28 protein-coding genes are annotated in these 25,606 nt (G+C 57.0%); 22 read left to right on the forward strand and 6 right to left on the reverse strand.

Annotated features, from left to right (window positions below):
- Nucleotides 1-56: 56 nt before the first annotated feature.
- From OS242_RS00730 to OS242_RS00740, 3 genes are all read right to left on the reverse strand, one after another.
- Entirely contained in the window at nucleotides 57-944 is an 888-nt protein-coding gene (locus OS242_RS00730) for a GNAT family N-acetyltransferase (RefSeq protein ID WP_267149735.1), read from the reverse strand.
- Nucleotides 945-1,011: 67 nt separating this feature from the next.
- Nucleotides 1,012-1,968 (reverse strand): peptide-methionine (S)-S-oxide reductase MsrA, encoded by a 957-nt coding sequence (gene msrA, locus OS242_RS00735; protein ID WP_267149736.1) that lies wholly within the window; start codon nucleotides 1,966-1,968, stop codon nucleotides 1,012-1,014.
- Between the two features lie 115 nt (nucleotides 1,969-2,083).
- Nucleotides 2,084-3,628: a YifB family Mg chelatase-like AAA ATPase gene (locus OS242_RS00740; RefSeq protein ID WP_267149737.1), complete on the reverse strand. Its 1,545-nt coding sequence runs from the start codon at nucleotides 3,626-3,628 to the stop codon at nucleotides 2,084-2,086.
- A gap of 500 nt (nucleotides 3,629-4,128) precedes the next feature.
- Between OS242_RS00740 and OS242_RS00745 the strand changes: the two genes are divergently transcribed.
- Entirely contained in the window at nucleotides 4,129-4,341 is a 213-nt protein-coding gene (locus OS242_RS00745) for a hypothetical protein (RefSeq protein ID WP_267149738.1), read from the forward strand.
- Here OS242_RS00745 and OS242_RS00750 read toward each other — a convergent pair.
- Both OS242_RS00750 and OS242_RS00755 read right to left on the reverse strand, forming a co-directional pair.
- On the reverse strand, nucleotides 4,328-4,744 hold the full coding sequence (locus tag OS242_RS00750; protein ID WP_267149739.1) for a hypothetical protein: 417 nt from the start codon (nucleotides 4,742-4,744) through the stop codon (nucleotides 4,328-4,330). The two genes, OS242_RS00745 and OS242_RS00750, sit on opposite strands and share 14 nt — an antisense overlap.
- A gap of 168 nt (nucleotides 4,745-4,912) precedes the next feature.
- Entirely contained in the window at nucleotides 4,913-5,368 is a 456-nt protein-coding gene (locus tag OS242_RS00755) for a molybdopterin-dependent oxidoreductase (protein WP_267149740.1), read from the reverse strand.
- 49 nt (nucleotides 5,369-5,417) lie between these two features.
- Here OS242_RS00755 and OS242_RS00760 point away from each other — a divergent pair, with 49 nt between their 5' ends.
- On the forward strand, nucleotides 5,418-6,629 hold the full coding sequence (locus OS242_RS00760) for an MFS transporter (protein WP_267149741.1): 1,212 nt from the start codon (nucleotides 5,418-5,420) through the stop codon (nucleotides 6,627-6,629).
- Nucleotides 6,630-6,681: 52 nt separating this feature from the next.
- Nucleotides 6,682-7,140, forward strand: a complete 459-nt coding sequence (locus OS242_RS00765) for a hypothetical protein (protein ID WP_267149742.1) — start codon at nucleotides 6,682-6,684, stop codon at nucleotides 7,138-7,140.
- Nucleotides 7,141-7,203: 63 nt separating this feature from the next.
- On the opposite strand, the gene OS242_RS00770 is transcribed toward OS242_RS00765, so the two are convergent.
- Nucleotides 7,204-7,689, reverse strand: a complete 486-nt coding sequence (locus OS242_RS00770) for a nitroreductase family protein (RefSeq protein ID WP_267149743.1) — start codon at nucleotides 7,687-7,689, stop codon at nucleotides 7,204-7,206.
- 170 nt (nucleotides 7,690-7,859) lie between these two features.
- Between OS242_RS00770 and OS242_RS00775 the strand changes: the two genes are divergently transcribed.
- From OS242_RS00775 to fliJ, 19 genes are all read left to right on the forward strand, one after another.
- Nucleotides 7,860-8,099, forward strand: a complete 240-nt coding sequence (locus tag OS242_RS00775; protein WP_267149744.1) for a hypothetical protein — start codon at nucleotides 7,860-7,862, stop codon at nucleotides 8,097-8,099.
- A 64-nt stretch (nucleotides 8,100-8,163) separates the two neighbouring features.
- Nucleotides 8,164-8,328: a hypothetical protein gene (locus OS242_RS00780; RefSeq protein ID WP_267149745.1), complete on the forward strand. Its 165-nt coding sequence runs from the start codon at nucleotides 8,164-8,166 to the stop codon at nucleotides 8,326-8,328.
- Nucleotides 8,329-8,451: 123 nt separating this feature from the next.
- Entirely contained in the window at nucleotides 8,452-9,609 is a 1,158-nt protein-coding gene (gene sucC / locus OS242_RS00785) for an ADP-forming succinate--CoA ligase subunit beta (RefSeq protein WP_267149746.1), read from the forward strand.
- 21 nt (nucleotides 9,610-9,630) lie between these two features.
- Nucleotides 9,631-10,533 carry a succinate--CoA ligase subunit alpha gene (sucD, locus tag OS242_RS00790; protein WP_267149747.1) on the forward strand — a complete coding sequence of 301 codons (903 nt, stop codon included), beginning with the start codon at nucleotides 9,631-9,633 and terminating at the stop codon, nucleotides 10,531-10,533.
- A gap of 82 nt (nucleotides 10,534-10,615) precedes the next feature.
- The gene (gene dprA / locus OS242_RS00795) at nucleotides 10,616-11,725 is read left to right on the forward strand and encodes a DNA-processing protein DprA (RefSeq protein WP_267149748.1); all 1,110 of its coding nucleotides are present in this window, start codon (nucleotides 10,616-10,618) and stop codon (nucleotides 11,723-11,725) included.
- A 100-nt stretch (nucleotides 11,726-11,825) separates the two neighbouring features.
- The gene (gene topA, locus OS242_RS00800) at nucleotides 11,826-13,934 is read left to right on the forward strand and encodes a type I DNA topoisomerase (protein ID WP_267149749.1); all 2,109 of its coding nucleotides are present in this window, start codon (nucleotides 11,826-11,828) and stop codon (nucleotides 13,932-13,934) included.
- Nucleotides 13,935-13,970: 36 nt separating this feature from the next.
- Complete coding sequence (trmFO, locus tag OS242_RS00805) at nucleotides 13,971-15,284, forward strand: FADH(2)-oxidizing methylenetetrahydrofolate--tRNA-(uracil(54)-C(5))-methyltransferase TrmFO (protein ID WP_267149750.1); 1,314 nt, start codon at nucleotides 13,971-13,973, stop codon at nucleotides 15,282-15,284.
- A gap of 60 nt (nucleotides 15,285-15,344) precedes the next feature.
- Nucleotides 15,345-16,268: a tyrosine recombinase XerC gene (xerC, locus tag OS242_RS00810; protein WP_267149751.1), complete on the forward strand. Its 924-nt coding sequence runs from the start codon at nucleotides 15,345-15,347 to the stop codon at nucleotides 16,266-16,268.
- Between the two features lie 18 nt (nucleotides 16,269-16,286).
- Nucleotides 16,287-16,829, forward strand: coding sequence for an ATP-dependent protease subunit HslV (gene hslV / locus OS242_RS00815; protein ID WP_267149752.1), 543 nt, complete (start codon nucleotides 16,287-16,289; stop codon nucleotides 16,827-16,829).
- Nucleotides 16,830-16,843: 14 nt separating this feature from the next.
- Nucleotides 16,844-18,244: an ATP-dependent protease ATPase subunit HslU gene (hslU, locus tag OS242_RS00820; protein WP_267149753.1), complete on the forward strand. Its 1,401-nt coding sequence runs from the start codon at nucleotides 16,844-16,846 to the stop codon at nucleotides 18,242-18,244.
- A gap of 32 nt (nucleotides 18,245-18,276) precedes the next feature.
- The gene (gene codY / locus OS242_RS00825) at nucleotides 18,277-19,041 is read left to right on the forward strand and encodes a GTP-sensing pleiotropic transcriptional regulator CodY (protein WP_267149754.1); all 765 of its coding nucleotides are present in this window, start codon (nucleotides 18,277-18,279) and stop codon (nucleotides 19,039-19,041) included.
- 228 nt (nucleotides 19,042-19,269) lie between these two features.
- Nucleotides 19,270-19,680, forward strand: a complete 411-nt coding sequence (flgB, locus tag OS242_RS00830; RefSeq protein ID WP_267149755.1) for a flagellar basal body rod protein FlgB — start codon at nucleotides 19,270-19,272, stop codon at nucleotides 19,678-19,680.
- Between the two features lie 2 nt (nucleotides 19,681-19,682).
- On the forward strand, nucleotides 19,683-20,141 hold the full coding sequence (gene flgC, locus OS242_RS00835) for a flagellar basal body rod protein FlgC (RefSeq protein WP_267149756.1): 459 nt from the start codon (nucleotides 19,683-19,685) through the stop codon (nucleotides 20,139-20,141).
- Nucleotides 20,142-20,152: 11 nt separating this feature from the next.
- Nucleotides 20,153-20,461 (forward strand): flagellar hook-basal body complex protein FliE, encoded by a 309-nt coding sequence (gene fliE / locus OS242_RS00840; RefSeq protein ID WP_267149757.1) that lies wholly within the window; start codon nucleotides 20,153-20,155, stop codon nucleotides 20,459-20,461.
- 65 nt (nucleotides 20,462-20,526) lie between these two features.
- Complete coding sequence (fliF, locus tag OS242_RS00845) at nucleotides 20,527-22,053, forward strand: flagellar basal-body MS-ring/collar protein FliF (RefSeq protein WP_267149758.1); 1,527 nt, start codon at nucleotides 20,527-20,529, stop codon at nucleotides 22,051-22,053.
- Nucleotides 22,054-22,065: 12 nt separating this feature from the next.
- Entirely contained in the window at nucleotides 22,066-23,076 is a 1,011-nt protein-coding gene (gene fliG / locus OS242_RS00850) for a flagellar motor switch protein FliG (protein ID WP_267149759.1), read from the forward strand.
- On the forward strand, nucleotides 23,069-23,839 hold the full coding sequence (locus OS242_RS00855) for a FliH/SctL family protein (protein ID WP_267149760.1): 771 nt from the start codon (nucleotides 23,069-23,071) through the stop codon (nucleotides 23,837-23,839). The genes fliG and OS242_RS00855 overlap by 8 nt, the downstream gene beginning before the upstream one ends.
- A complete protein-coding gene (fliI, locus tag OS242_RS00860; protein WP_267149761.1) occupies nucleotides 23,836-25,161 on the forward strand; it encodes a flagellar protein export ATPase FliI in 1,326 nt (441 codons plus the stop codon). Before OS242_RS00855 ends, fliI begins: the two co-directional genes overlap by 4 nt.
- On the forward strand, nucleotides 25,158-25,601 hold the full coding sequence (gene fliJ, locus OS242_RS00865; RefSeq protein ID WP_267149762.1) for a flagellar export protein FliJ: 444 nt from the start codon (nucleotides 25,158-25,160) through the stop codon (nucleotides 25,599-25,601). The genes fliI and fliJ overlap by 4 nt, the downstream gene beginning before the upstream one ends.
- Nucleotides 25,602-25,606 lie beyond the last annotated feature (5 nt).

Consider the following 25,606-nt stretch of genomic DNA (forward strand, 5'->3'; position numbering starts at 1 on the left):
GTATACGAAATATGCATCTGTACTATTTCGTCGTTGAAACGGTCCTTCCCTTTTTTCTAAAAAGCGGCTGTGATCGGCAATTTGCACAATTCCGGCTCCAGTCCGACCGGACCGCGCACCATCAATCGATTGCCCGTCGTCATCGGTACGGCTTCGTATGCCGTGATGCCAAACCGATCCGGGAAGAAGGAGAACTCGATCCGTGAGAAGGGGAGCCCGATCTGAGCGAGGATCTCATCCAGCGATGGCAGTTTCGCCGCCACCACATCGAACAATCGCAACGTTTCGCCGTCCGTCTCAAAGACCACGACCGCGTGCAGAGCTTCCGAGTAATGGAGCCTCTCTTGGAAAAACGGGTTGTACAGATTCAAATAGAAGGAAGACGCATGATCGAGCGGCGCAAACTCGTGAGACAGCGGCTCGTATTGCCGGAACAGTTCGCGCACGATCTCCAGATCGGCTTCCTTGAAGAAGTTTATTTTGCGCACTTTTTGTGTCTCTTGTGCAGGCACAGGACGCAACGGGGCGAGGAAACGATGCTCCTCCACGACGCGGAAACCAAACGGGGTATACAAAGCTGGCGATTCGGTCTGCAAAAACGCAGCTTCAAACTCCTGATCGATCTCCTCCAACATCTTTGCAACCAACTTTTTCATCAAGCCTTGCCCGCGATGCTCCGGGTGTGTCATCACCGACTGGATGCCGGCAGCCGACACGCGTCTCCCTTTGATACGCATCGGCAGAGAGAACATTGAGGCGTTCGCTACTGCCATCTCGCCGTCAAACAGCGTATACGGACAGTAGGTAGGATTCCAAAATCCGCGCTGATGGAAATCTTTCAAGACCTCGACGGGAATCCCGAACACCGCTTCAAACAACGGATATAAATATTCTCGTCGGGTCTCGTCGTTCGAGTAGCCGGAGCGATAGTCAAATCTCTGCATGATCTTTGTGGACCTCCTGCTGGTTCTAAAAATGAGCTCCCTGGCGAGACGCCAAGGAGCTGAGCAGTCAGGCTTTTGTGAAGAGGTGGAGATAGTCGCCGTATCCTTCTTGTTCCAGCTCTTCTTTGGGAACAAAGCGGAGCGAGGCCGAATTGATGCAATAGCGCAGACCGTCCGGGCCCGGGCCGTCGTCAAACACATGGCCGAGGTGGGAGTCCGCCTCTTGACTTCGCACCTCGGTGCGGATCATGCCGTGGCTGGTGTCGATCTTTTCTTTGATAGTCGACTTTTGAATCGGCCGGGTAAAACTCGGCCAGCCGCAACCGGCGTCATATTTGTCCAGCGAAGAAAACAGCGGCTCGCCCGAGACGATGTCCACGTAGATGCCTTCGCCTTCATGGTCCCAAAACTCGTTGCGGAACGGCGGCTCGGTGCCGTTTTCCTGTGTGACCGCGTACTGCATCGGCGTCAGGCGGCCGCGCAGTTCCTGCTCGTCCTTTTGCACCGACCAATGGCGCTCAAGAAACGCATCGCGGCCCGAGCCGTGTCTGTACATTTTATAGCGCATCGGGTTCTTTTTGTGGAAATCCTGATGATACTCTTCCGCCGGGTAGAACGGGCCGACGGGCACGATCGGGGTGACAATCGGCTTGTCAAAACGTCCGCTGGCAGCCAGTGCCCGCTTCGACTCTTCTGCGAGACGCGCCTGCTCCTCGCTGTGGGTAAAGATCGCCGTCCGGTAGGAGTACCCCCGGTCAAAAAACTGGCCGCCCTCGTCTGTCGGGTCGATCTGACGCCAAAACACATCGAGCAGTTTGGTGTAGGGGAACACGTCCGGGTCAAACGTGATCTGCACCGCTTCGGCGTGACCGGTGGTCTCCGAGCACACTTCTTCATAGGTCGGGTTTTCTTGATGGCCGCCGGTGTAGCCGGAGACGACTTTCAAAATGCCCGGTTGCTCTTCAAACGGGGTCACCATGCACCAAAAACAGCCGCCGGCAAACGTTGCCACTTGTTCGCTCATCGAAACAACCTCCTTTTTCTCTACAAAAATCCAGATATAGTAAATGTAGCATATCTCGGTCACACATGCGCGGGAAAATGCGACAAAATCTCTTCTGCAAGAGCGTCTCACACGATCATTCCCAATACTTGCGGTCCAGACTCCGATACTGCACCGCTTCCGCCAGATGATGCGCTTGGATCTCGGAACTGATCTCCAGATCGGCGATGGTGCGCGCCACTTTTAATATCCGCTCATAGGCGCGGGCTGACAATCCCAGGAGATCGAACGCATCGCGCAGCAGAGCGGCGGCATCGGCGGAGAGTGAGCAGCAGTCGCGTGTGTCGGCGGGATTCATCCCTGCGTTGAGCGGAAAGGGGCGGCCGGGGAAGCGGGCGCGTTGGATCTCGCGGGCGAGCAGTACGCGCTGGCGGACCGTGGCGGATGTTTCGCCGTCGACCGGGCCGACCAGATCTTCGTGTTTGACGCGAGGGACTTCGATGTGCAGGTCGAGCCGGTCGAGCAGCGGGCCGGAGATTTTGTGACGATAGCGGGAGATCTGAGCGGGGGAGCAAGTACAGGGTTTGAAATCGGAGCCAAAGTATCCGCAGGGGCAGGGGTTCATGGCCGCGACGAGGACGAAGCGGGAGGGGAACGTAAAGGCCGCCTGCGTGCGCGAGATCGTCACGCGGGCGTCTTCGAGCGGTTGACGCAACACTTCCAAGGCTCCTTTGCTAAACTCGGGGAGTTCGTCCAAAAACAGCACGCCGCCGTGGGCGAGCGAGACTTCACCAGGCTGTGGGATCGTGCCGCCGCCGATCAGCCCGCCGGCCGAGATCGTGTGATGCGGCGTGCGAAACGGCCGGGTGCGGATCAGGCCGCCCAGATGCGCCCCTTTGCCGGAGACGCTGTACACCTGCGTCACCTCCAGCGACTCCTCCTCGGTCAGCGGCGGCAGGATCGTCGGGAGTCTCTTGGCCAGCATCGTTTTGCCGCTGCCCGGCGGACCGAGCAACAGCGCGTTGTGTCCGCCCGCTGCGGCGATCTCCAAGGCTCGTTTGACATGGTGTTGGCCTTTGATGTCGGCAAAATCCAGCGCTTCGCCAGCGTCCGAACTGCCTGACGCCGAATCGTCTCCGTAGCAGGGAGGCGCCATCGGCGCGATCACCCTCTCGCCGCTCAGGTGCAGGCAGGCGTCGCGCAAGGAGCGCACCGGGATAACTGTCAGTTGACTGACGACTGCAGCTTCCTGTGCATTTTCGGCTGGGACCAAGAGTGTGCGCAGTCCTTGTTCGCGCGCGGCGAATGCCATCGGCAACATCCCCCGCACCGGGCGGACTGTTCCGTCGAGAGCCAATTCTCCGACAGCTGCCGTCTCACGCAGCGCATGTTCGGGCAGCGTATCGGCGGCCAGGAGGATGCCGAGGGCGAGACACAAATCAAATCCGGAGCCTTCTTTTCTGACGTTTGCCGGGGCGAGATTGGCGGTGATCCGTTTCAGTGGAAACTCAAAACCGCTGTTGCGCACCGCCGCCCGCACGCGGTCTTTTGCTTCGCGAACCGAACTGTCAGGCAGTCCGACCAGATCAAAGCTCGGCAGCCCGTTCGCGAGGTCCAGTTCCACCTGAACGGCGATACCGTGCAGCCCGAGAAGTGCGATTCCGTACACATGTGCATACATAAAGAAACCTCCTGTGCTGAAGTAAAGTGTCGGGTTTTGCGAAAATTGTTTAAGACTTGATGGTTTTCGTGCGCATGTTCGTCAACTTTTGCATACAATAAAGAGAGCGATTGGACCAAAATAAATTGTGACAATTCTTCGAACCGAGCTGAGCTAATAGCATTACTGGAGATTTTGGCTTATAATGAAGAGAGTTAACAGAATGGAAACTGGGAGAAGGGGGTGAAAGGGTTGGAGTTTGTGTGCCTCGAGTGTGGTGGTTTTTTCGAGGGCGACGAAATCCGCCGTTCTAAGAACCGTTGCGAAACATGTGAAGATGTGAATCCTGACGAAGAACAAGGAGACCTTCATGGCAACCTCTAATACGAGCGAGAGCCCATCGTAAACGCCCCCAAAGGCTAGCGGACGCGCTAGAATTTGGGGGCGTTTAGTCATTGTCGCCTTGACGCACAATAAGAGCGAACCCCAACTCTCAACACAAAGAGGAGGAGACACCGCCAATGATCCAAGTATCGCTCTATCCGGATAAGATGGAGAATGCGCGGGAAGCCCGATTGCTCGCACAGTTTGATCGAAGCGGCGAGGTGTACCGGGCGCAAATGTCTGAGGGGCAGTTCGAAGAGTTTTGCAAGGTTAACAATCTGATTCTCTATCGCGATCGTTTGAAAAACTACCAGGACGGCATGGTGTGGGGAGAGATCAGCGAAGTTTGATCCGGTTGTAGCCGGAGAACGTCTTTAATTGGTCGAGTAATTCTTGGTGCCATGCTTCGTCTTCCAGCGATTTGGCCACGTTGATCATGTCGAGCAAGGTGTCGACCTGCTCGGGCAGGACGCGGCGACCGCTGCGAATGCGCTCGTCATCGGGGTAGCGTTTGAGCACCGTGTCGATCTTCCCGTAGCCGACCACATCTTTGAGCGATGTGACTTTGACGCGGTCCGACTCGCAGTTGTGCGAGTGCATGATGTAATCAAACTCGACATCGGGGGCGATGTGGCTTTTGTGGCAGGTGGGGCAGACGAGCATGGGCACGTCATGCACGAGCACTCCTCCTTCGGAGTAGATGCTGCGCATCATCGCAACCATCGTCAGTCCGCAGCAAAAGTCTTGGTTCATCGAGCTCCCCCCCCTTTTTTCATCGTAAGCGTATCACAAACCCCCTAGGTCACTAGTGGGGTTTTTCACATGTTCTGCAGGTGGAACCGCTCCCGAGTCAGGATGCCCTGCTCGTGGCGGATTCACACCTGTTTTACCATATGCCTGTGCGAAAAACAGGGTGCCAGCCTACAGTTCGGCAGGCGACACCATGTTTTTAAATCCGAACGTCGCTTCTTGCTCCGGTGCGGTGTGCTTAACGAACTCGATGCGGACCACCGATTTGACGTTGAGGCAGTCGCTCGAACCGTCCGGCACCAGCAGGCGCACGGGGAAGCCCTTTTTCAGCGGCTCTCCGTCCTGTTGGAACAACAGCAGAGCCTGTCCCAGATCGCCGACGGGGACGGTCGCTTGAAATTCGTCGCTAGCGTGAAAAACGGCGTGCGTGCACTCCGTTAAGGGCTTACACATTTCGAGAAGCGAAGAAAGGGGAGTCGCAATTCCGGAAAACGTTGGTACAATAGGAGTTACATCCATGTGCGGTCCGAGCGCTCCATCCTGAAAATCTGCATAGTGCAGGTCGCGCTCGTCTGCTACCAGACCACGTACTTGCACGAGAAACAACCTCTTACGATCTTCTGTCATCTTTTGTTCACCTCAAGGTGATTGTACCGCACAGAAAGAAGGAAAGTCTATGCAACTTTGGAAACGCAACTTGTTTGTGCTGTGGTTTGCAAACTTTACCGTCATGGCAGGAATGAGTCTTGTCATGCCGTTTCTGCCCTTGTACATCCATGAATTGGGCATCACCGATCCTGTCGAGTTGACCCGGTGGTCGGGGTTGGTGTTTTCCGCCACGTTTATGACGTCGGCGATCTTTGCGCCGATCTGGGGCGCGGTGTCAGACCGGACGGGGCGCAAGGTGATGCTCTTGCGCAGCGCGATCGGCATGTCGGTCGTCATGCTCCTGATGGGGTTTGCCACCTCCGTCGAGCACCTGTTCTTTCTGCGGCTCGCGATGGGCATCATCTCCGGGTTTATCCCGGCTGCCGTCGCGCTGCTCGCCGCCAATACGCCAAAGGAACATGTCGGCTATGCGCTCGGCACCTTGCAGACGGGCGCGGTGTCCGGTCAGATCATCGGCCCGTTGCTCGGCGGAGTGCTGGCGCATTTCATGAGCTTCCAGCACGTGTTTTGGGTCACATCGGGCCTGTTGCTGGTGGCTTCGGCCATCGTGTGGGTATACGTCAAAGAAAATTTCAAAAAGCCGGAGCCAAAGACTAAGGAGGAGCGGGTGAAAGTCTCGCCCTTTGCCAACCTGCGCCATCTCAAGGCGATCTGGCCGCTGTTTGTCTGCTCGTTTGGCATCACCTTCGCGATGATGATGGTCAATCCGCTGATGTCGGTCTACGTGGCCGAACTGGCGCCGACAGCCGAAAATATCGCCTTGTTTGCCGGTCTTGTCACCGCTTCGACCGGGGTGGCGAACATCCTGTTCTCGCCGCGCTTTGGCAAGCTCGGCGACCGCATCGGATACAAGCGGGTGCTGCTCGCCGCGCTGCTTGGCGGATCGCTGATGTATCTGCCGCAAGCGTTCGTCGCCACGCCATGGCAACTGGTGGCTTGTGCGTTCGGCTTTGGCATCTGCGTCGGCGGTCTCCTGCCTCAGGTCAATTCGTTGCTGCGGTCGCTGGCCCCGCAAGAGGTGCAAGGGCGCGTCTTTGGATACAACACCTCCGCGATGTTTATCGGCAACATGGCGGGGCCGAACGTCGGCGGCTTTGTGGCGGGGGCGTTCGGGCTGCACTACATCTTCTTTGTCTCCTCGGCGATCCTGTTCCTGAACGCGATCTGGCTCAAGTTTGCCGTGCCCGGACAGAAGCCCTTGTCAGAAACAGAAAAATAGGAAATGCTATATAGAAGAGGCAATTGATAGACCAGAGAACGGAGGAACTACCTTGCGCCAGAACAAACAACGGATGAGAGGCGTATGGACGGCGGCTTTGCTAGGAGCCGCGCTGCTGACGGTCGGGTGCGGTCCGCAACAGACGCCGGGGACACAGCCGGGCAGCGGCAATGAGCAGAGTGCTGTCCAGTCGTTTGACGATCTCGCCAACACCGATAAATTGGTGCTGACGACCAAGGCGGACACCGATCTGCCGCACACGTGGACGTACACCGGGGAAGACGCGAGAACCCGCGTGGTCAAACTGATCCCGGTGCTCCAGCAAGGCAAGGAAATGACGGTCGACAAAGCACCGTCCGGGGTACCGTACGTGCAGTTTATCTTCGACGTAAAAGGCGGGAAGGCGGTCCTCAACGTCTACACAGACCGCTTTGAGTTCAACAAAAAATGGTACGCGCTCGACAACGCGCCGGAAGCGACCTACGGGTCGGTCAACGAATTGCGCAAATAAAACAGACACCCTTTTCACCGGACGTTTCAGCCGGGAGAGGGTGTCTGTTTGTTTACGGCAGTTTTACGGCAGTCGATGCACTTTGGCCGAGATCTCCGTGCGCGGCTTCATTTCCGGCCATTCAGTCGGATAGCCGACCGGCAGGATCGCGATGATCTCATGAGCCGGACCGAGGCCGAGGATCTCATGCACACGCGGACTCCACCCGATGGAAGCCCAGCCGGTGCCGACGCCTTCCGCATAGGCGGCCAGCAGGAAGTTTTGCACAAAGCAGGTCGCCGCTTGCAGATGCTCGTCGCGGTCGACGGTCGACTTGGCCGGCGTGGAGACGATCGCCAGCACGGTGGGAGCCCCGCCAAAGTCATTTTTGTGCGCGATCTGCTCCCGCGTCTGTGCCCCGAGAAAATGGATTTCCCAGGGCTCGGTCATCCGGTGGTTGGGCGCGTAAGAGGCCGTCTCTAACCACGAGAGGATCTTTTGCTCATCGACAGGGTCGGGCTTGAAACTTTTCACGTTGCGGCGTCCTGTAATCGCCTGAATTACATCCATTTTAAATTCCCCTCTCTTAACTTCGGCTTCTCTATTTTATATTGTATGCGATAATGAGATATTTTTGTATCCGAAATTTTGTCGAGATCGTGATTTTCGGTTTGTAATTTGCCAGTACTTCCATTATCCTAGAACAGGATGACTTTGTTGGGGAAGGGAGGCAGAAACAGATGGACAAGGCTGCCGTCCGCGAGATGGTGATCACCAAGGTCAAGGAAGAGCTCTATCTCGATGAAAAATTTGTGGTCGCCACTCTGGAAGCGATGGAAAAAGAACTGGGCGACGAACTGTACGGCAAAGACACGATCGCTGAAGTGGTTGCCCGTATTTTGGACATCATGGATGACGAACAACCCGATTGGCAATCTGACAAGTCGGGCCTCACCGATAAACCGGTCAAGAAACTGTAGCATTCGCCGGGGAAGGAAGACGCATACTACCCCTATCTGCCATTACTGAAAAGGAGTGAGTGGAATGGAAAACGAGTATGCTTTGACTTGCACGATGTGCGGACGTACCGATGAGGTGGAAGGCACAAACGTGGCACAGGTGACGGCTGCCAAGCACGGCGGCTCCGTCCACATCTGCGAAACTTGCAAGCGCAAGGTGCAGGTGGAGAGCGAAAATAAGTTCAAATAGTCTTTCTTCTTTAAATCTGACAGATTTTCGACGAATGCAGCAGGGGAATGACGAACGAAGTCGAATTATCATTTTTGGTGTTGTACCATTTTTCACGTTCATAAGTAAGGAGGAAGCGGGAGAATGAACATTCACGAGTATCAAGGCAAGGCTGTCTTGAAAAAGTATGGCGTTGCTGTTCCCAACGGCCGTGTGGCCTTTACGGTAGATGAGGCTGTCGCGATCGCTGAGGAACTCGGCGGCAAAGCGGTGGTAAAAGCTCAGATCCATGCAGGCGGCCGCGGCAAAGCAGGCGGTGTCAAACTGGGCAAATCTTTGGACGAAGTTCGTACATACGCGGAACAAATCCTCGGCATGACCCTCGTCACCCATCAGACCGGTCCGGAGGGCAAAGTTGTAAAGCGCCTTCTGATCGAGGAACTGTCTGACATCAAGAAAGAGTATTACATCGGTGTCGTCATCGACCGCGCAACCAACCGCGTCACGATGATGGCTTCCGAAGAAGGCGGCACGGAGATCGAGGAAGTGGCAGAAGCGACCCCGGAGAAGATCTTTAAAGAAGCGATCGACCCGGCTGTTGGCCTGACCGCGTTCCAAGCTCGCAAGCTGGCTTTCGCGATCAACATCCCGAATGAGCTCGTCGGTCAAGCGGTGAAGTTCATGCAAGCGCTGTACAGCGCGTTTGTGGACAATGACTGCTCCATCGCGGAGATCAACCCGCTCGTCGTCACCGGCGACGGCAAAGTCATCGCGCTCGACGCAAAGCTCAACTTCGACTCCAACGCGCTGTACCGCCATGCGGACGTAGCCGAACTGCGCGATCTGGATGAAGAAGATCCGAAGGAAGTCGAAGCGTCTCATTTCGACCTGACCTACATCGCGCTTGACGGCAACATCGGTTGCATGGTAAACGGCGCGGGTCTGGCGATGGCGACGATGGACACCATCCAACACTTCGGCGGCACGCCTGCAAACTTCCTCGACGTTGGGGGCGGCGCGACCACCGAGAAAGTCACCGCGGCGTTCAAGATCATCCTGTCCGACGCGAACGTAAAAGGCATCCTGGTCAACATCTTCGGCGGCATCATGAAGTGCGACACCATCGCAGAGGGCGTCATCGCCGCTGCGAAGGAAGTTTCGCTTTCCCACCCGCTCGTCGTCCGTCTCGAAGGCACCAACGTCGAGAAGGGCAAAGCGTTGCTGAATGAGTCCGGGCTGAACATCGTCGCGGCTGATTCTCTCGCGGACGCTGCGAAGAAGATCGTTGAACTGGTGAAATAATCGGGTAAGGAGGTATTCCCAATGTCGATTTTGATCAACAAAGACACAAAGGTCATGACCCAAGGCATGACGGGTAAAACGGGCCTTTTCCATACGCTGCAAGCTGTTGAATACGGCACCAACATGGTAGCAGGCGTTTCGCCGGGCAAAGGCGGCACGGTCGTCGAAGGCATTCCGGTGTTCAACACCGTTCTGGAAGCGAAAAACGCAACCGGCGCCAACGTCTCCGTCATCTACGTCCCGCCGGGCGGCGCGGCTGACTCGATCATGGAAGCGGTCGACGCAGACCTCGATCTCGTCATCTGCATCACCGAGGGCATCCCGGTCCTCGACATGGTAAAAGTTCGCCGTTACATGGAAGGCAAGCGCACCCGCCTGATCGGTCCGAACTGCCCGGGCGTTATCACGCCGGGCGAGTGCAAGATCGGCATCATGCCGGGCTACATCCACACCCCGGGCCGCGTGGGCGTCGTCTCCCGTTCCGGTACCCTCACCTATGAGGCTGTTTACCAGCTGACCACGCTGAACATCGGTCAATCGACCGCTGTCGGCATCGGCGGCGACCCGGTTAACGGCACCAACTTCATCGACGTTTTGGAACTGTTCCAAAACGACCCGGACACCGATGCGATCATCATGATCGGCGAAATCGGCGGCACCGCGGAAGAAGAAGCGGCTGAGTGGGTCAAGGCAAACTGCACCAAGCCGGTCGTCGGCTTCATCGCCGGCGCGACCGCACCGCCCGGCAAGCGCATGGGCCATGCCGGCGCGATCATCTCCGGCGGCAAAGGCACCGCAGCTGAGAAGTTCAAGGCGATGGAAGCAGCGGGCATCCGCGTCGCTCCGACCCCGTCCGACCTCGGCTCGACCATGTATGAGCTGCTCAAGGAAAAGGGCATTCTCGAAAAAGTGCTCGTGAAGTAGTGCGAGTTTCATACGCTTGAAAGAAAAGAGAGCTCCGGCATACGGAGGTCTCTTTTCTTTATCTCGGAGAGGGGGAACGGATGTGCGGGACGCGGACGTGTTGTTGTGGCTGTCGTGGACGCCGGGTGTCGGCGGGAGGACGGTGCAGCGGTTGCAGGAGTGTTTCACCGATTGGCGGGAGGTGTGGGAGGCGGATCATGGTGCGTTGCGGGCGGCGGGTGTGCGACCGCAGATCGTCAAGGAACTGTGTCGGTCGCGGACTGACTTTGACCCGGCAGAGGTCAGGAGCCGCCTGCAGGGGGAGGGGATCCGCTACTTTTCCATGGCGGACCGCGAGTATCCGGCTTCGCTGCGCCATCTCTTCGACCCGCCTGCGGGGCTGTTTGGCCGGGGAGAGTGGCCGGCGACGGGGGAGCGGGCATTGGCTGTGGTCGGTCCGCGCACGCCGACCGTCTACGGACGCACCGTCGCGAAAAAGTGGGTCGGTGAACTGGCGGAGCGGGGACTGACCATCGTCTCAGGGCTCGCTCGCGGGATCGACACGGTCGCGCACGAAGCGGCGGTGACTGCGGGCGGTCAGACGGTCGCCGTGCTCGGCAGCGGCCTGCTGCGGCTTTATCCGCCGGAGAACGCCCGCCTCGCCGAGCGGATCGCCTCCGGGCATGGTCTCGTCGTCTCGGAGTATCACCCGCTTACACCGGGCAAGCCGGGGCACTTTCCCGTTCGCAACCGCCTGATCGCCGGGCTCTCGCAAGGCGTGTGGGTCGTCGAAGCCGGAGAGCGCAGCGGGTCGCTGATCACCGCCGATCTCGCTTTGGAACAGGGTTGTGATGTGTACGCGTTGCCAGGTCCCGTGACTTCCCCGCAGAGCGTCGGCACGAATCGTCTGCTCCAGCAAGGGGCAAAACTAGCGGCGAGTCCGAACGATATCTGGGAGGATTATGCCGGCGCGATTCCATCCGTTTTTCCTGCATCATCGCAAGGGCAGATCTTGCCGGTGCCACCACTCTCTTCCGCGGAAGAACGGCTGCTCGACGCGATGGGCTGGGAGGCGGTGCACCTCGATCTGATCGCCGCCCGCACCGGCTTTTCGCCGGGGCCGCTCTATGCGGAATTGATGAAGTTGCAACTGCGCGGCGTGATCGCCGCTGTGCCCGGCGGACGCTTTGCCAGGATCGATTCGACAAGATAAGACAGGAGTATAGTTTGACAAAGGAATAGCTATGCTCTTATTATTAGAAAAGCATTCCAAACCATAAAAAACCCAAATAAAAAGGAAGGGAGGAGAAGTCGTGGCCGATTATTTGGTAATCGTCGAGTCACCCGCCAAAGCAAAGACCATCGGCAAGTATCTCGGCAAGAAATACGTGGTCAAAGCCTCGATGGGACACGTGCGCGACCTGCCGAAATCTCAGCTAGGCGTTGATGTGGAGTCCGGCTTCTCTCCGAAATACATAACCATTCGTGGAAAAGGCGACGTATTAAAAGAATTGCGAGACGAGCGCAAAAAGGTCAAAGCCGTCTATCTGGCGGCCGACCCCGATCGCGAAGGAGAGGCGATCGCTTGGCATCTTGCGCACATCCTCGATGTGGAGCCGAGTGCCAACTGCCGCGTCGTGTTTAACGAGATCACCAAGGATGCCGTCAAAGACGCATTCAAGCATCCGCGCTCGATCGATATGAATCTGGTCAACGCCCAGCAGGCGCGTCGGATCCTTGACCGTCTCGTCGGCTATCAGATCAGCCCTTTATTATGGAAGAAAGTCAAAAAAGGGCTGTCGGCCGGCCGAGTCCAATCGGTCGCCGTTCGGCTGATTATCGACCGGGAAAACGAGATTCGCGCGTTTACGCCGGAGGAGTATTGGTCTTTGACTGCGCAGTTCCGCATGGAGAAGTCCAAGTTCGAAGCGAAGTTCCACGGGTTCGGAGAGGAAAAGGGAGAATTAAAATCGGAGGCGGACGTCAAGGAAGTTCTCAAACGCCTGGAGAACCAGTCCTACCGTGTCCAGTCAGTCAAACAGACCGAGCGGCGGCGCAATCCGTCCGCACCGTTCACCACTTCCACCTTGCAACAGGAGGCGGCGCGCAAACTGAACTACCGGGCAGCCAAGACGATGTCCCTCGCCCAGCAACTCTATGAGGGCATCGACATCGGCGGCGAAGGCACGGTCGGTCTGATCACCTATATGCGTACCGACTCGGTCCGCATCTCGCCTGTCGCGCAGGAAGAAGCCCGCGAGTACATTCTCGAGGAGTACGGCCCGGACTATTACCCAGCTGAGCCCCGCAACTATGCGACCAAGTCCAAAGGCGCGCAGGAAGCGCATGAAGCGGTACGTCCGACCTCAGCGATGCGCCACCCGGAAAAGATCAAAGAATTCCTGAGCCGGGATCAATTCCGCCTCTACAAACTGATCTGGGAGCGCTTTGTTGCCTCGCAGATGGCGTCCGCCGTGCTCGACACGATGACCGTCGACATCTTGGCAGGCGACGTCCGCTTCCGGGCGACCGGTTCCAAGATCAAGTTCCCCGGCTTCATGACCTTATATATAGAAGGAAATGATGAGGGAGGCGGCGATGAGGATGAAAAGTTCCTGCCGCCGTTGACCGAAGGGCAAGAGTTGAAAGCGCCTTCCCTCGAAGAAAAACAGCACTTTACACAGCCGCCGCCACGTTACACCGAGGCGCGTCTGGTCAAGACGATGGAGGAGATCGGCATCGGCCGTCCGTCCACCTACGCTCCGACGCTGGAGACGATTCAAAAGCGCGGGTACACGCTGCTCGAAGAAAAACGCTTCGTCCCGACGGAGCTCGGCGAGATCGTGCACGAGATGATGAGGGAGTTCTTCCCGCAGATCATCGATGTCGACTTCACCGCCAAGATGGAGAACAACCTCGACGACGTGGAAGAAGGCGACATCGACTGGGTCAAGGTGCTCGGTCAGTTCTACGGCGACTTTGAAAAAGACCTCAAAATCGCGGAAGAAGAGATGAAGCACGTCGTGCTCGAAGAGGAAGAGTCTGATGTTCCTTGCGAGAAATGCGGGCGTCTGATGGTGTTCAAACACGGCCGCTTCGGCAAATTCCTCGCTTGCCCGGGCTTCCCGGACTGCCGCAACACCAAGCCGATCCTCAAAGAGATCGGCGTCGCCTGCCCGAAATGCAAAGTGGGCTCGCTGGTGGAGCGCAAAGGCAAACGCCGCCGCGTGTTCTTCGGCTGCGACAAGTACCCGGAATGCGACTTTATCATCTGGGATCGTCCGGTCGGTCGTGCTTGCCCGTCTTGCGGCGACACGCTGGTGATCAAGCGTACCGGCAAAGGCGAAGGCAAGGAAGTTATCCAATGTGTAAATACTGAATGTGACCATAAAGAAGAAGTGACCGAGGGCAAACAGGACTAGTTTGCCCTTGTCCTTATTTTGAAAGGAGCCAACATCATGTCGCAATCCATCACCGTTATTGGCGCGGGCCTTGCCGGGTCGGAAGCCGCGTGGCAAATCGCCAAGCGGGGCCACAAGGTCACTCTTTACGAGATGCGTCCCGTGCGCAAGACGGATGCTCATAAAACCGAAAACTTCGCAGAACTTGTTTGCTCCAATTCTCTGCGCGGCGCATCGCTCGCCAACGCAGTCGGCCTGTTAAAAGAAGAGATGCGGCGCCTCGACTCGGTGATCATCACCTCGGCGGACGCCACGGCCGTTCCGGCGGGCGGAGCGCTCGCCGTCGACCGCGACATTTTCTCGGAGCGCGTGACCGAGCGGGTGCTCCAGCACCCGAACATCACCGTCGTACGAGAAGAGATCCAAGAGATCCCGCAGGACGGCATCGTCATCGTCGCCAGCGGACCGCTCACGTCACCTGCGCTGTCACAGCAGATCGCTGATCTGACCGGTGAGGAGTATCTGTATTTCTACGACGCAGCCGCACCGATCATCAACAAAGAGACGATCGATTTTGATAAAGTGTTCATCGCATCCCGCTATGATAAAGGCGAGGCGGCGTACATTAACTGCCCGATGACAGAGGAGGAGTTCCACGCTTTCTATGAAGCGTTGATCACCGCCGAAGTCGTTCCCTTGAAAGAATTCGAAAAAGAGGTCTTCTTCGAAGGCTGCATGCCGATCGAAGTCATGGCCAAGCGCGGTCCGCAGACGATGCTGTTCGGTCCGCTCAAACCGGTCGGCCTGCCCGACCCGCGCACCGGCAAAACGCCGTACGCGGTCGTGCAACTGCGTCAAGACAACGCGGCGGCGACCCTGTACAACATCGTCGGCTTCCAGACGCATCTGAAATGGGGCGAGCAGTCCCGTGTCTTTAAGATGATCCCAGGGCTTGAAAACGCCGAGATCGTCCGCTTTGGCGTCATGCACCGCAACACCTACATCAACTCGCCGAACTTCCTGAAGGCGACCTATCAGGCCAAAAAGCGGGACACGCTGTTCTTCGCCGGTCAGATCACCGGTGTGGAAGGCTACGTGGAATCGGCGGCGGCAGGTTTGCTCGCCGGCATCAACGCATCTCGTCTGCTCGAAGGCAAGGAACCGCTCGTCTTCCCGGAAGACACGGCAGTCGGCGCGATGGCGCACTACATCACGCACACCTCCGCGAAAAACTTCCAGCCGATGAACGCGACGTTCGGTCTGTTGCCGCCGCTCGGAAAAAAGATCCGCAACAAGCAGGAGAAGAACGAAATGATCTCCGCACGCGCCTTGGACAGTCTGGCTCAGTTCGTGGAAGCTCACGGCGTATAGGGAGCTTTTGCATAAACACGTCTGCCTCCGCATAGGGATGCAGAAAAAGGCGGGATCATCATGGAAGATCTTTTGATCTGGCCGCCGGAGATCGAGCACCTCATCGAGCTGTACATGCAGTATCTGCGTGTGGAAAAGCGAGTGGCCGATCTCACGCTGGACCATTATTTTTCCGATATCGAACAGTTTGTGGCGTTTATGATCGCAGAGGGCAAACGTTCGTTTGCTGAGATCGATCACCTTGCCATCCGCACCTTCGTCGGACGGATGGCAAAAGAGCGGGAGAAGCGTACCATCGCCCGCAAAGTCTCGGCCCTGCGCTCGCTGTTCGCGTTTTTGCATCGCGAAGGCGTCGTGGAACGAAACGTGGCCAAACAGGTCCATCTGCCCAAGCTCGAACGACGGTTACCCAACTTCTTATACATCGATGAAGTGACGCGCTTTCTGGAAGCGCCCGATCTCACCACGCCGCTCGGTCTGCGGGACCGAGCCCTGCTGGAACTGCTCTACGCGTCGGGCGTCCGTGTCAGCGAATGCGTCGGTCTGGATGTGTCCGATCTCGACATGAGCCTCGGAGCGGCGCTGGTGTTCGGCAAGGGCGGCAAGGAGCGTTACGTGCTGTTTGGCGGTCAAGCGACGAACGCGTTGAAACAATATCTCACAGAGGCGAGGCCGCAATTGTGGCAAAAGGGACCGGGGGGCGAAAGCCACCCGCTCTTTTTGAATAAAAACGGTACTCGCCTGTCCGATCGCAGTGTGCGACGCATCGTCGACAAATACGTATACCAAGTAGCGGGCATGAAAAAAATCTCCCCGCACACCCTTCGGCATACGTTTGCCACCCATCTGCTCGATCATGGAGCGGATCTGCGCGTCATTCAGGAGTTGCTCGGCCATGCCAGCCTCTCCAGCACGCAGATCTACACGCACACGACGCGCGAACATCTGGAGCGCGTGTACACAAAGGCCCACCCAAGGGCCTGACGAGAGGAGCACGATCCCATGAGTGAAAGTCAATTCCACTCGACGACGATCTTCGCAGTCAAAAAGGACGGTCAGGCGGCGATGGCCGGTGACGGCCAAGTCACCTTCGGACAAAATATGGTGATGAAAAACGGCGCCAAAAAAGTCAGACGGCTTTATCGCGGCGAAGTCGTCGCCGGTTTTGCCGGCGCTGTCGCCGACGCGTTCACCCTTTTTGAAAAATTCGAATCCAAACTTGAAGAGTTCCACGGCAATCTGCAACGCGCCGCTGTGGAACTTGCAAAAGAATGGCGCATGAACAAGATGATGCGCAACCTCGAAGCGATGCTGATCGTGATGAATAAAGAGTCCTTGCTGCTCGTCTCCGGCAACGGCGAAGTGATCGAACCGGACGACGGCGTGCTGGCGATCGGCTCCGGCGGCTCCTTTGCGCTGGCGGCAGGCCGCGCCTTGGTCCAACACACGGAGCTGTCGGCTCGCGAGATCGCCAAGAACGCGTTGACGATTGCGGCCGATATCTGCGTCTACACCAACCACAACATCATCGTGGAAGAGATCTGAGGAGGCGAGAACCCATGAAGATCCAATCGTTGACGCCGCGGCGCATCGTCGAAGAGCTCGACAAATACATCGTCGGTCAGAAAAACGCCAAAAAAGCGGTCGCCGTCGCCTTGCGCAACCGCTATCGCCGTGCGTTGTTGACCGATGAGATCCGCGACGAAGTCACACCGAAAAACATCCTGATGATCGGACCGACCGGCGTCGGCAAAACGGAGATCGCCCGCCGGTTGGCGAAACTGACCGGCGCTCCGTTTATCAAGGTGGAAGCGACCAAATTTACTGAGGTCGGCTACGTCGGTCGCGACGTCGAATCGATGGTACGCGACCTCGTGGAGACAGCGATCCGCATTGTCAAAGCGGAGCGGATGGAAGCGGTAGGGGAGCAGGCCAAAGAAATGGCGGAGGAACGTCTGATTTCTGTGCTCGTGCCCGATCCGGCAAAAAATAAAAATTTCAAAAATCCGTTAGAAATGCTCTTTAGTGGCAATGCTGGTAACCATCAAGAAGAAAACGCACAGGAATCGTATGAGATCCGCCAGAAGCGAAACGACGTGCGAAACCGGCTCCGTGCAGGTGAGATGGAAGAACAGTTGGTCGAGATCGAAGTCGAGGACCATGCGCCGGGCATGATGGATATGCTCGGGGTCCCTGGCATGGAAGGTCTTGGCATGGGCAACATTCAAGAGATGCTCGGCAACATGATGCCCAAGCGCCGTAAAAAGCGCAAAGTCACCATTGCTGAAGCGCGCAAGCTGCTGGCTGCGGAAGAGGCGCAAAAGCTGATCGATATGGACGAGGTGACGCAAGACGCTGTGCAGCGCGCCGAGCAGTCGGGGATCATCTTCCTTGACGAGATCGACAAGATCGCCGGCAAAGAGCGCGGCGGCGGCCCGGACGTATCCCGCGAAGGGGTGCAGCGCGACATCTTGCCGATCGTCGAAGGCTCGACGGTAACGACCAAATACGGCCCGGTGAAGACCGATCACATCCTCTTCATCGCAGCCGGGGCGTTCCACATCTCGAAGCCGTCCGACCTGATCCCCGAGTTGCAAGGGCGCTTCCCGATCCGGGTGGAACTGACCAGCCTCTCTGCTGAAGACTTCCAGCGCATCCTCACCGAGCCGAAAAACGCCCTGATCAAACAGTACACCGCCTTGCTTGAGACGGAAGGGGTCAAGGTCGAGTTTACCGAGGACGCGCTGTTTAAGCTCGCTGAACTCGCCGCCACCGTCAACCGAGAGACGGATAACATCGGAGCGCGCCGCTTGCACACGTTGCTGGAAAAGCTCCTTGAAGACCTCTCCTTCGAAGCGCCGGAAGTCCTGCTCGACAAAGTGGTGATCACACCGGCTTACGTTTCGGAAAAACTGGAAGGCATCGTCAAGAACAAGGATCTCAGCCAATTCATCCTGTAGCCGTTTTCCGCACAGGAGGTTAACAGGCTGACATGGAATTGTTGAGCAAAACGCGGGTCATCAATCAATTGTTGCAACGATCCGATACAATGAGAGCAGAGCATCACGAACTGATCCACACGCTGCGGGATATGACCGCAGCGAACGTCTTTTTGATCGATCCGGAAGGGATGGTGCTCGCCTACGCGGCGGCTGAGACTTTCGACCTAGTCGCCCCGCCTGGTGAGAGCGGACCGAACCGCATCCCGGCCGAGTATCTGACCAAACTGCGGCGTGAAGAAGAAACGCTCTCCAACATCCAAGAAACCACCCCGTTTTGCGCAGGATCGGAAGGTCCGCAAGCTTACGCAACGTATATCCCGGTGATGGGCGGCAGTGCCCGCCTCGGGACGCTGATGCTGACCCGGCACAGCAGCGGGCTGACAGAGGAGGACATCGTCCTCGCTGAATACAGCGCGACTGTGATCGGTTACGAGATGAGTCGCGTCAACGCCAACAAGCTGGTGCAAGAGGGTCGGGATCGCTCGGTCGTGCAGATGGCTGTCGATTCGTTGTCTTTCAGCGAACTGGAGGCTGTCGACCACATCCTTACCGAATTGAACGGACGCGAAGGTCTGCTCGTCGCATCCCGTATTGCCGACCGCGTCGGCATCACGCGCTCCGTCATCGTCAACGCGCTTCGCAAATTGGAAAGCGCAGGCGTTGTAGAAGCGCGCTCGCTGGGTATGAAAGGTACGCATATTAAGATTCTGAACGAGAAGTTATTGCCTCTTCTGGAAAACATGAAGTCGAAATAAAACAAAGAAGCGCGGATGCAATCCGCGCTTTTTTTTATATTTTTATGTAAAAAAATCGGGAGATTAGCAGGATGTTGTCGAATTGGGGGCGAAAGACCCTAGAGAAAATAAAACGTTGCAGGTAAAATGGTCAATAGGCTTTATGCGCGTGTCGGTATATGCAGGATTTTCTCATATCATGACGAAAAGAAATACGTTAAAATACTGAAGTAGAGGATGGTCCTTATTATGTCGATCATCAGCAATCAATCGATCAATTTGCTGGAGCGTTCGCTCGATGCTTCGAGTCTGCGCCAAAAAGTATTATCGAATAACATCGCCAATATCGACACGCCAAACTTCAAACGAAGCGATGTAGCGTTCGAAAAGATTTTGCAACAGACGCTTGCGGGTGAAACGCTGGCCGGCCGCCGCACGAATGAGCGGCACTTGGAGATCGGACATGTCTCGATCTCCGACGTGAGCCCGGAGGTGTATACCGAGCGTAACACCACGCTGCGCAATGACGGCAACAACGTCGACATCGATTCCGAGATGACGAGCCTTGCGACCAACCAGATCCAGTTCAACGCTCTGGTACAGCAGATCAATCATCATTTCGGTTTGCTCAAGTACGCCATCAGCGAAGGGAAGCGATAATCATGGGATTGTACGACAGCATTAACATCAGCGCCTCGTCGCTGACGGCGCAACGTCTGCGTTTGGACGTGATCTCGAACAACATCGCCAACGCAAACACCACCCGCGGCATCGACGGACAGCCGTTCCGCCGCCAGATCGTTTCGTTCGGTGAGCGGACCGCTCAGCCGTCGTTCAGCAACGTGCTGGCGCAAGAGTTGGGTCAAGCACCGGGGCAAGGGGTTCGCGTCACGTCCATCGGCCGCGACCAGTCGCCGTTTAAGCTCGTCTATGATCCGAATCACCCGGATGCGGTGAAAAATCCGCAAGACCCGATGTTCGGGTATGTGCGGATGCCAAATGTAAACGTCGCGACGGAGATGGTTGACATGATCTCCGCTTCCCGCTCGTATGAGGCGAGCGTCACTGCGATCAACGCAGCAAAATCTCAAGCCATGAAGGCGCTTGAGATCGGTCGATAGGAGGAGTAAAGATGATCAACTCGGTTAACAAACTGCTGCCGACCGGCGGCCTCGATGCAGTCAAAGCTCTGAACCCGGCTGCTCAGAAGGCGGTTTCCGGTCCTTCTTTCACCGACTACCTGACGAAAGCGTTGGAACAGGTGAACACACAGCAAGTGCAAGCGGAAAAATTGACGGCCGCGCTGGCGACCGGGCAAGCGCCTGATCTGCACAGCGTCACGGTGGCCGCGGAGAAGGCGACGATTTCCTTCCAACTCGCGGTGCAAGTCCGGAATAAGGCGATGGAAGCGTATCAAGAGATCATGCGCATGCAGATATAGTGTACGTACTTTCTTTCATTTTTATGGGTGTTCGTTTTAGAAGTGATGGATGACGGGGTGACATTGTGAACCAACAGCTTAAGCAACTGTTTGAGAAACTTACGGGGTACTGGAAGCAACTTGAAAGAAAACAAAAACGAAACTTAATCCTGGTTGCTGTCTTTTTTCTGGTGACGGTCTCCCTTCTGAGCTGGTTCGCATTTCGACCTAACTATGTCGTCGTGCTGGCAAATCAACCGCCGGAGAGTTTGGGCGTTGTTCAGCAAAAGCTTGAAGAGCTGAAAATTCCGAACGAAGTCGGCCCGGACTCGATCTCCGTACCGGAGCAATACCAGTACGAAGCCCGCATGGGACTGGCGATGGCAGGTCTGCCGCAATCGGGCGCACCGGGTTACTCAGTGTTCGACTCTGCGCAGTTTGGCATGACGGAGCAGGAGTTTAACGTCCGAAACAAGCAAGCTTTGGAAGGCAACATTCAAAACACGATTGAAACGCTGCAATACGTCAAAGAAGCGCGCGTGAACATCGTGCCGGCCAAAGAAAAACTGTTTGTCTCCGAGCAGGACCAAAACGCCAAAGCATCCGTCGTGTTGATGGTGGAGCCGGGCAAAGCGCTCACCGCCGATCAGGTACACGGCATCCAACAACTGGTGTCTCACTCCGTAGCCGGACTGAAAGCAGAAAGCGTCGCCATCGTCGATCAAAACGGCGTGCGACTGGTCGATGAAGCAGGGGAAGTGCTCGTCCAAGGCGGCGGCAACAACCCGCAGTTGACCAAACAACAGCAGATCCAGATTCAAGTGGAAAAAGAAACTACTATAAAGATTCGAAACGCTTTGGAGCGTTTAGTCGGTCTTGGCAACGTCGATGTGATCGTAAATGCGGATGTTGACTTCGACCAGCGCTCTTGGACCGATAAAAAAATGACTCCGATCGCCGGCACGACCGACGGTGCAGTCATCTCCGAGCGGAACATCGAAGAGGAGAGCGAAGGGCAAGGGGCAGGCGGTCCTCCGGGTTCGCAATCCACCGATCCGAACGCTCCGAACTATGTGGCACCTGATGCAGGCGATACCAGCGCCTCCAAAAAAGACAGCACGATCAACCGCGAATGGAACACCTACACAGAAAACGGCGCAAGCGCGCCTTACAAAGTCAACGCGTACACCGTTTCGGTTCTGATCAACGACCCGAATCTCTCGGAAAACCGCAAAACGGAGATCAAGCAGTTTGTTTCCACCGCCATCGGTCGCACCAATGACGGGGCAGCAGATGACTCGATCACCGTCACCGGAGGACAGTTCCAAGCTCCGGCCAATCCGTTTGAGAATGAAGCGTTCTACACGCAACCGTGGTTCTTTGGCGCGATGGCAGCGGCGCTTGTGTTGCTGGGCGGCGGTCTGTATGCAGTCTCCCGTCGTCGCAAAAACGCAGCGGTCTTGCCGCAAGAGGATGCTCCTCGTGTGGTCGAGCAACCAACGATTGTCGAAGAGACAGAAAACCAGAAGATGCGCAAACAACTGGAAAAGCTCGCATCGAACAAGCCGGAAGATTTTGTCAACCTGTTGCGTACTTGGTTGGTAGAAGAGTAGGAGTGACTGCGCGTGGCACGCACACAAAAATTGACCGGACGTCAGAAGGCGGCGGTCCTGCTCGTGTCCTTGGGGCCGGAAATCGCTTCGAAGATCTTCAAGCATCTGCGCGAAGAAGAAATCGAACAGCTGACACTGGAAATCGCCAACGTTCGAAAGATCGAATTTGAACAGCGCGAAGATATTTTGGAAGAATTTCATCAGATCGTCATGGCACAGGAGTTTATCTCGCAAGGCGGGATCGAGTATGCCAAGGACGTTCTGGAGAAAGCGCTCGGCCCGCAGAAGGCAGTTGACATCATCAACCGTCTGACCGCGTCGTTGCAGGTTCGACCTTTCGACTTTGCACGCAAGGCAGATCCCAACCAGATCTTAAACTTCATTCAAAATGAACATCCGCAGACGATTGCACTGGTGCTTTCCTACTTGGAGCCGGTACAGTCGGCGATGATTCTCTCCGCTTTGCCGCAGGACAGCCAAGCGGAGATCGCGCGTCGCATCGCGACGATGGACCGCACCTCTCCGGAGGTGATCAACCAAGTGGAGCGTGTGCTCGAGAGCAAGCTCTCGCAGATGTCGCTGCACGACTTTTCCGCCGGTGGCGGTGTCGACGCGATCGTACAGATCCTCAATGGTGTCGACCGCTCGACAGAAAAGACGATCCTCGAGTCGCTCGAGTTGCAAGACCCGGAGTTGGCCGAGGACATCAAAAAGCGCATGTTCGTCTTCGAGGACATTGTCAACCTCGACAACCGCGCCATCCAGCGCGTCATCCGCGACGTGGAGACCAGCGACCTCGCACTCTCGCTCAAAGTGTCGAGTGAAGAGGTGCAGGAAGTTATCTTCCGCAATATGTCGAAGCGCATGGCGGAAACGTTCAAGCAGGACATGGAATTTATGGGTCCGGTCCGACTGCGCGACGTCGAAGAAGCGCAACAACGCATCGTGGGCATCATCCGTCGCCTCGAAGAGAGCGGCGAGATCGTGATCGCCCGCGGTGGAGGAGACGATATCATTGTCTAAACTGTTCAAAGCCAGCCGTACGTCGATGACACCTGAAGCGTATCAGATTCAAGTGACCCGTTTTGTCAAAGACGCGCCGGCTGTGCCGATCGATCCGGAATGGGAGATGGCGCGTCAAGCCGCCTTCCGTGAAGCGGAGGCGATTCGTCAGCAGGCTCGCGAAGAAGCGGCGCAGCTCGTGGGACAAGCACAAGAGGAAGCGATGAACCTCCTCACCCGCGAGCGCGAGCGCGTCGAATCGATCCTGTTGACGGAGATCGAAACAGCGAAGGCACAAGGTTATGAAGACGGCCGCCTGGCTGCCGAACAACAGGTCGCCGCGGAGTGGAGCACTCGCTTCGATGAAGTTGAGCAATTGCATCATCTCGCCGTCGAGGAGCGCCATCGCTATCTCGCCGAGTCGGAACCCATGCTCGTCGAACTGGCGGTCGCGGTCGCCCGCAAGATCATTCACCAAGAACTGTCCGTCTCCTCGGAGTGGGTGTCGCAGGTAGTCAGCCGCGCGTTGGAAGAGATTCACGACGCAGGCAAGATCGAAGTGCGCGTCCACCCGGCCGACTACGAGACGGTACAAGCGCGCCGGGAAGGACTGCGCAAAGAGGTACCGGGTCAGAGTGAACTGTTGATTCTGCCGGATCGCGGCGTTGACCGGGGCGGATGTGTGGTACAGACTGCCTTTGGCAACGTCGACGCGCGCCTTGACACTCAGTTGGAAGAGGTGAAAAAGGCTCTGCAGGAAGTCGCTGCCGGGCTGAAGCCATGACCCAACAAGTGAGACTTGAGCAATACCTGCGCCGTCTAGACCGGACGAGAACGATCCGCGTCAACGGCAAGGTCAGCAAAGTAATCGGGCTGACGATCGAATCGAAAGGCCCGACGGTCACGCTCGGCGATGTTTGTAAGATCGAACGGGACGAGTCCCATGCGATCCTTGCCGAAGTGGTCGGATTTCGCGAAAACAACGTGCTGTTGATGCCGTTGGGTGACCTTGGCTCCATCGGTCCCGGCTCTGACGTCGTCGCCACCGGCGGCGAACTGAAAGTCCCGGTCGGACCGCATCTGCTCGGGCGCGTTCTCGATGGACTCGGCAACCCGATTGACGGTAAAGGACCGCTGCTCTCGCCGGAACACTATCCGGCGACGCAATCGCCGCCCAACCCCTTGACCCGCAAGCGCATCTCTGAGCCGCTCTCGGTCGGCGTTCGCGCCATCGACGGTCTGCTCACAGTCGGTCGTGGACAGCGCATCGGTCTGTTTGCCGGTTCCGGGGTAGGCAAAAGTACCCTGCTGGGCATGATGGCTCGCAACACATCGGCCGATATCAACGTGATCGCGCTGATCGGTGAGCGTGGGCGGGAAGTGCGCGAGTTTATCGAGAAGGATCTCGGCCCCGAAGGTTTGGCCCGCTCGGTGCTCATTGTCGCCACCTCCGATCAACCGCCGCTCGTCCGTCTCAAAGGCGCACAGGTCGCCACTTCAATCGCTGAATATTTCCGCGATCAGGGACAGGATGTCGTGTTGATGATGGACTCGGTCACCCGCTTTGCGATGGCGCAGCGGGAAGTGGGCCTCGCCGTCGGTGAACCGCCGACGACTCGCGGGTACACACCGTCCGTCTTTGCGATGCTGCCGCGGTTGCTGGAGCGGGCGGGGACGGGGATGCAAGGGACGATCACCGCGTTTTACACCGTGCTGGTCGACGGCGACGACATGAACGAGCCGATTGCCGATGCCGTGCGCGGGATCTTGGACGGTCACATCGTGCTCTCCCGCCAGTTAGCGAATCGAGGTCATTTTCCGGCTATCGACGTGCTGGCCAGCGTCTCCCGCGTGATGAGCGACCTCGTCGCACCGGAACACGGCAAAGCGGCGAACACGCTGAAAAAACTGTCCTCGATCTACAAGGACGCAGAAGACCTGATCAACATCGGGGCGTATCAGCGAGGAAATAACTTCCAGATTGACCGCGCCATCCAATATGCGTCCAAAGTGGAGCAGTTCACCGCTCAGGGCACGCATGAGCGCTCCGATCTGGCGAGTGCCACGCAGACGCTCATCGAGACGTTCGGAGGGGTAGACGTATGACGATTCGATTGTCCTCCTTGCGCAAGATCACCGATATCAAAGGCCGGATGACACAGCAGGCGACCCTGCACTACAGCGAGTCGTTGCGTGACTTGGAAGCAGAGCAGGCTCGGTTGCGCGAGATCCAAGCGCAGCACGAAGGCGACGTCGGTGAGTTTTTCGACATGACGAGCCGCTCGGTTTCTGCTCAAGACCTCCATGCGTGGACGCTCTTTTTCAAATCGCAACGAGCACAGATCGAACACCAGCACAAAGCGGTGCAAAAGCAAGAAAAGGTGTGCCATGAACGCAGAGAAGCGCTAAACGAACGCTATCTGGATGAGAAAAAGTGGTCGCGCCTTTCGGAACGCCGCGTGTTGGAGCATCGTCAGCTCATGGAGAAATTGAGCCAGGACGCGCTGGACGAGATCGCTGTGTCCGGCCGACACACGAGGGGGTGAGGTAG

It is taken from the genome of Tumebacillus lacus (assembly GCF_026410385.1).
GTDB classification, from domain to species: domain Bacteria; phylum Bacillota; class Bacilli; order Tumebacillales; family Tumebacillaceae; genus Tumebacillus; species Tumebacillus lacus.

Excerpts from the sequence above, each read along its gene's own strand:
- OS242_RS00730 (WP_267149735.1), bottom strand. The coding sequence starts at position 944 with ATGCAGAGATTTGACTATCGCTCCGGCTACTCGAACGACGAGACCCGA.
- msrA (WP_267149736.1), bottom strand. The coding sequence starts at position 1,968 with ATGAGCGAACAAGTGGCAACGTTTGCCGGCGGCTGTTTTTGGTGCATG.
- OS242_RS00740 (WP_267149737.1), bottom strand. The coding sequence starts at position 3,628 with ATGTATGCACATGTGTACGGAATCGCACTTCTCGGGCTGCACGGTATC.
- OS242_RS00745 (WP_267149738.1), top strand. The coding sequence starts at position 4,129 with ATGATCCAAGTATCGCTCTATCCGGATAAGATGGAGAATGCGCGGGAA.
- OS242_RS00750 (WP_267149739.1), bottom strand. The coding sequence starts at position 4,744 with ATGAACCAAGACTTTTGCTGCGGACTGACGATGGTTGCGATGATGCGC.
- OS242_RS00755 (WP_267149740.1), bottom strand. The coding sequence starts at position 5,368 with ATGACAGAAGATCGTAAGAGGTTGTTTCTCGTGCAAGTACGTGGTCTG.
- OS242_RS00760 (WP_267149741.1), top strand. The coding sequence starts at position 5,418 with ATGCAACTTTGGAAACGCAACTTGTTTGTGCTGTGGTTTGCAAACTTT.
- OS242_RS00770 (WP_267149743.1), bottom strand. The coding sequence starts at position 7,689 with ATGGATGTAATTCAGGCGATTACAGGACGCCGCAACGTGAAAAGTTTC.
- OS242_RS00775 (WP_267149744.1), top strand. The coding sequence starts at position 7,860 with ATGGACAAGGCTGCCGTCCGCGAGATGGTGATCACCAAGGTCAAGGAA.
- OS242_RS00780 (WP_267149745.1), top strand. The coding sequence starts at position 8,164 with ATGGAAAACGAGTATGCTTTGACTTGCACGATGTGCGGACGTACCGAT.
- sucC (WP_267149746.1), top strand. The coding sequence starts at position 8,452 with ATGAACATTCACGAGTATCAAGGCAAGGCTGTCTTGAAAAAGTATGGC.
- sucD (WP_267149747.1), top strand. The coding sequence starts at position 9,631 with ATGTCGATTTTGATCAACAAAGACACAAAGGTCATGACCCAAGGCATG.
- trmFO (WP_267149750.1), top strand. The coding sequence starts at position 13,971 with ATGTCGCAATCCATCACCGTTATTGGCGCGGGCCTTGCCGGGTCGGAA.
- xerC (WP_267149751.1), top strand. The coding sequence starts at position 15,345 with ATGGAAGATCTTTTGATCTGGCCGCCGGAGATCGAGCACCTCATCGAG.
- hslV (WP_267149752.1), top strand. The coding sequence starts at position 16,287 with ATGAGTGAAAGTCAATTCCACTCGACGACGATCTTCGCAGTCAAAAAG.
- hslU (WP_267149753.1), top strand. The coding sequence starts at position 16,844 with ATGAAGATCCAATCGTTGACGCCGCGGCGCATCGTCGAAGAGCTCGAC.
- codY (WP_267149754.1), top strand. The coding sequence starts at position 18,277 with ATGGAATTGTTGAGCAAAACGCGGGTCATCAATCAATTGTTGCAACGA.
- flgB (WP_267149755.1), top strand. The coding sequence starts at position 19,270 with ATGTCGATCATCAGCAATCAATCGATCAATTTGCTGGAGCGTTCGCTC.
- flgC (WP_267149756.1), top strand. The coding sequence starts at position 19,683 with ATGGGATTGTACGACAGCATTAACATCAGCGCCTCGTCGCTGACGGCG.
- fliE (WP_267149757.1), top strand. The coding sequence starts at position 20,153 with ATGATCAACTCGGTTAACAAACTGCTGCCGACCGGCGGCCTCGATGCA.
- fliI (WP_267149761.1), top strand. The coding sequence starts at position 23,836 with ATGACCCAACAAGTGAGACTTGAGCAATACCTGCGCCGTCTAGACCGG.
- fliJ (WP_267149762.1), top strand. The coding sequence starts at position 25,158 with ATGACGATTCGATTGTCCTCCTTGCGCAAGATCACCGATATCAAAGGC.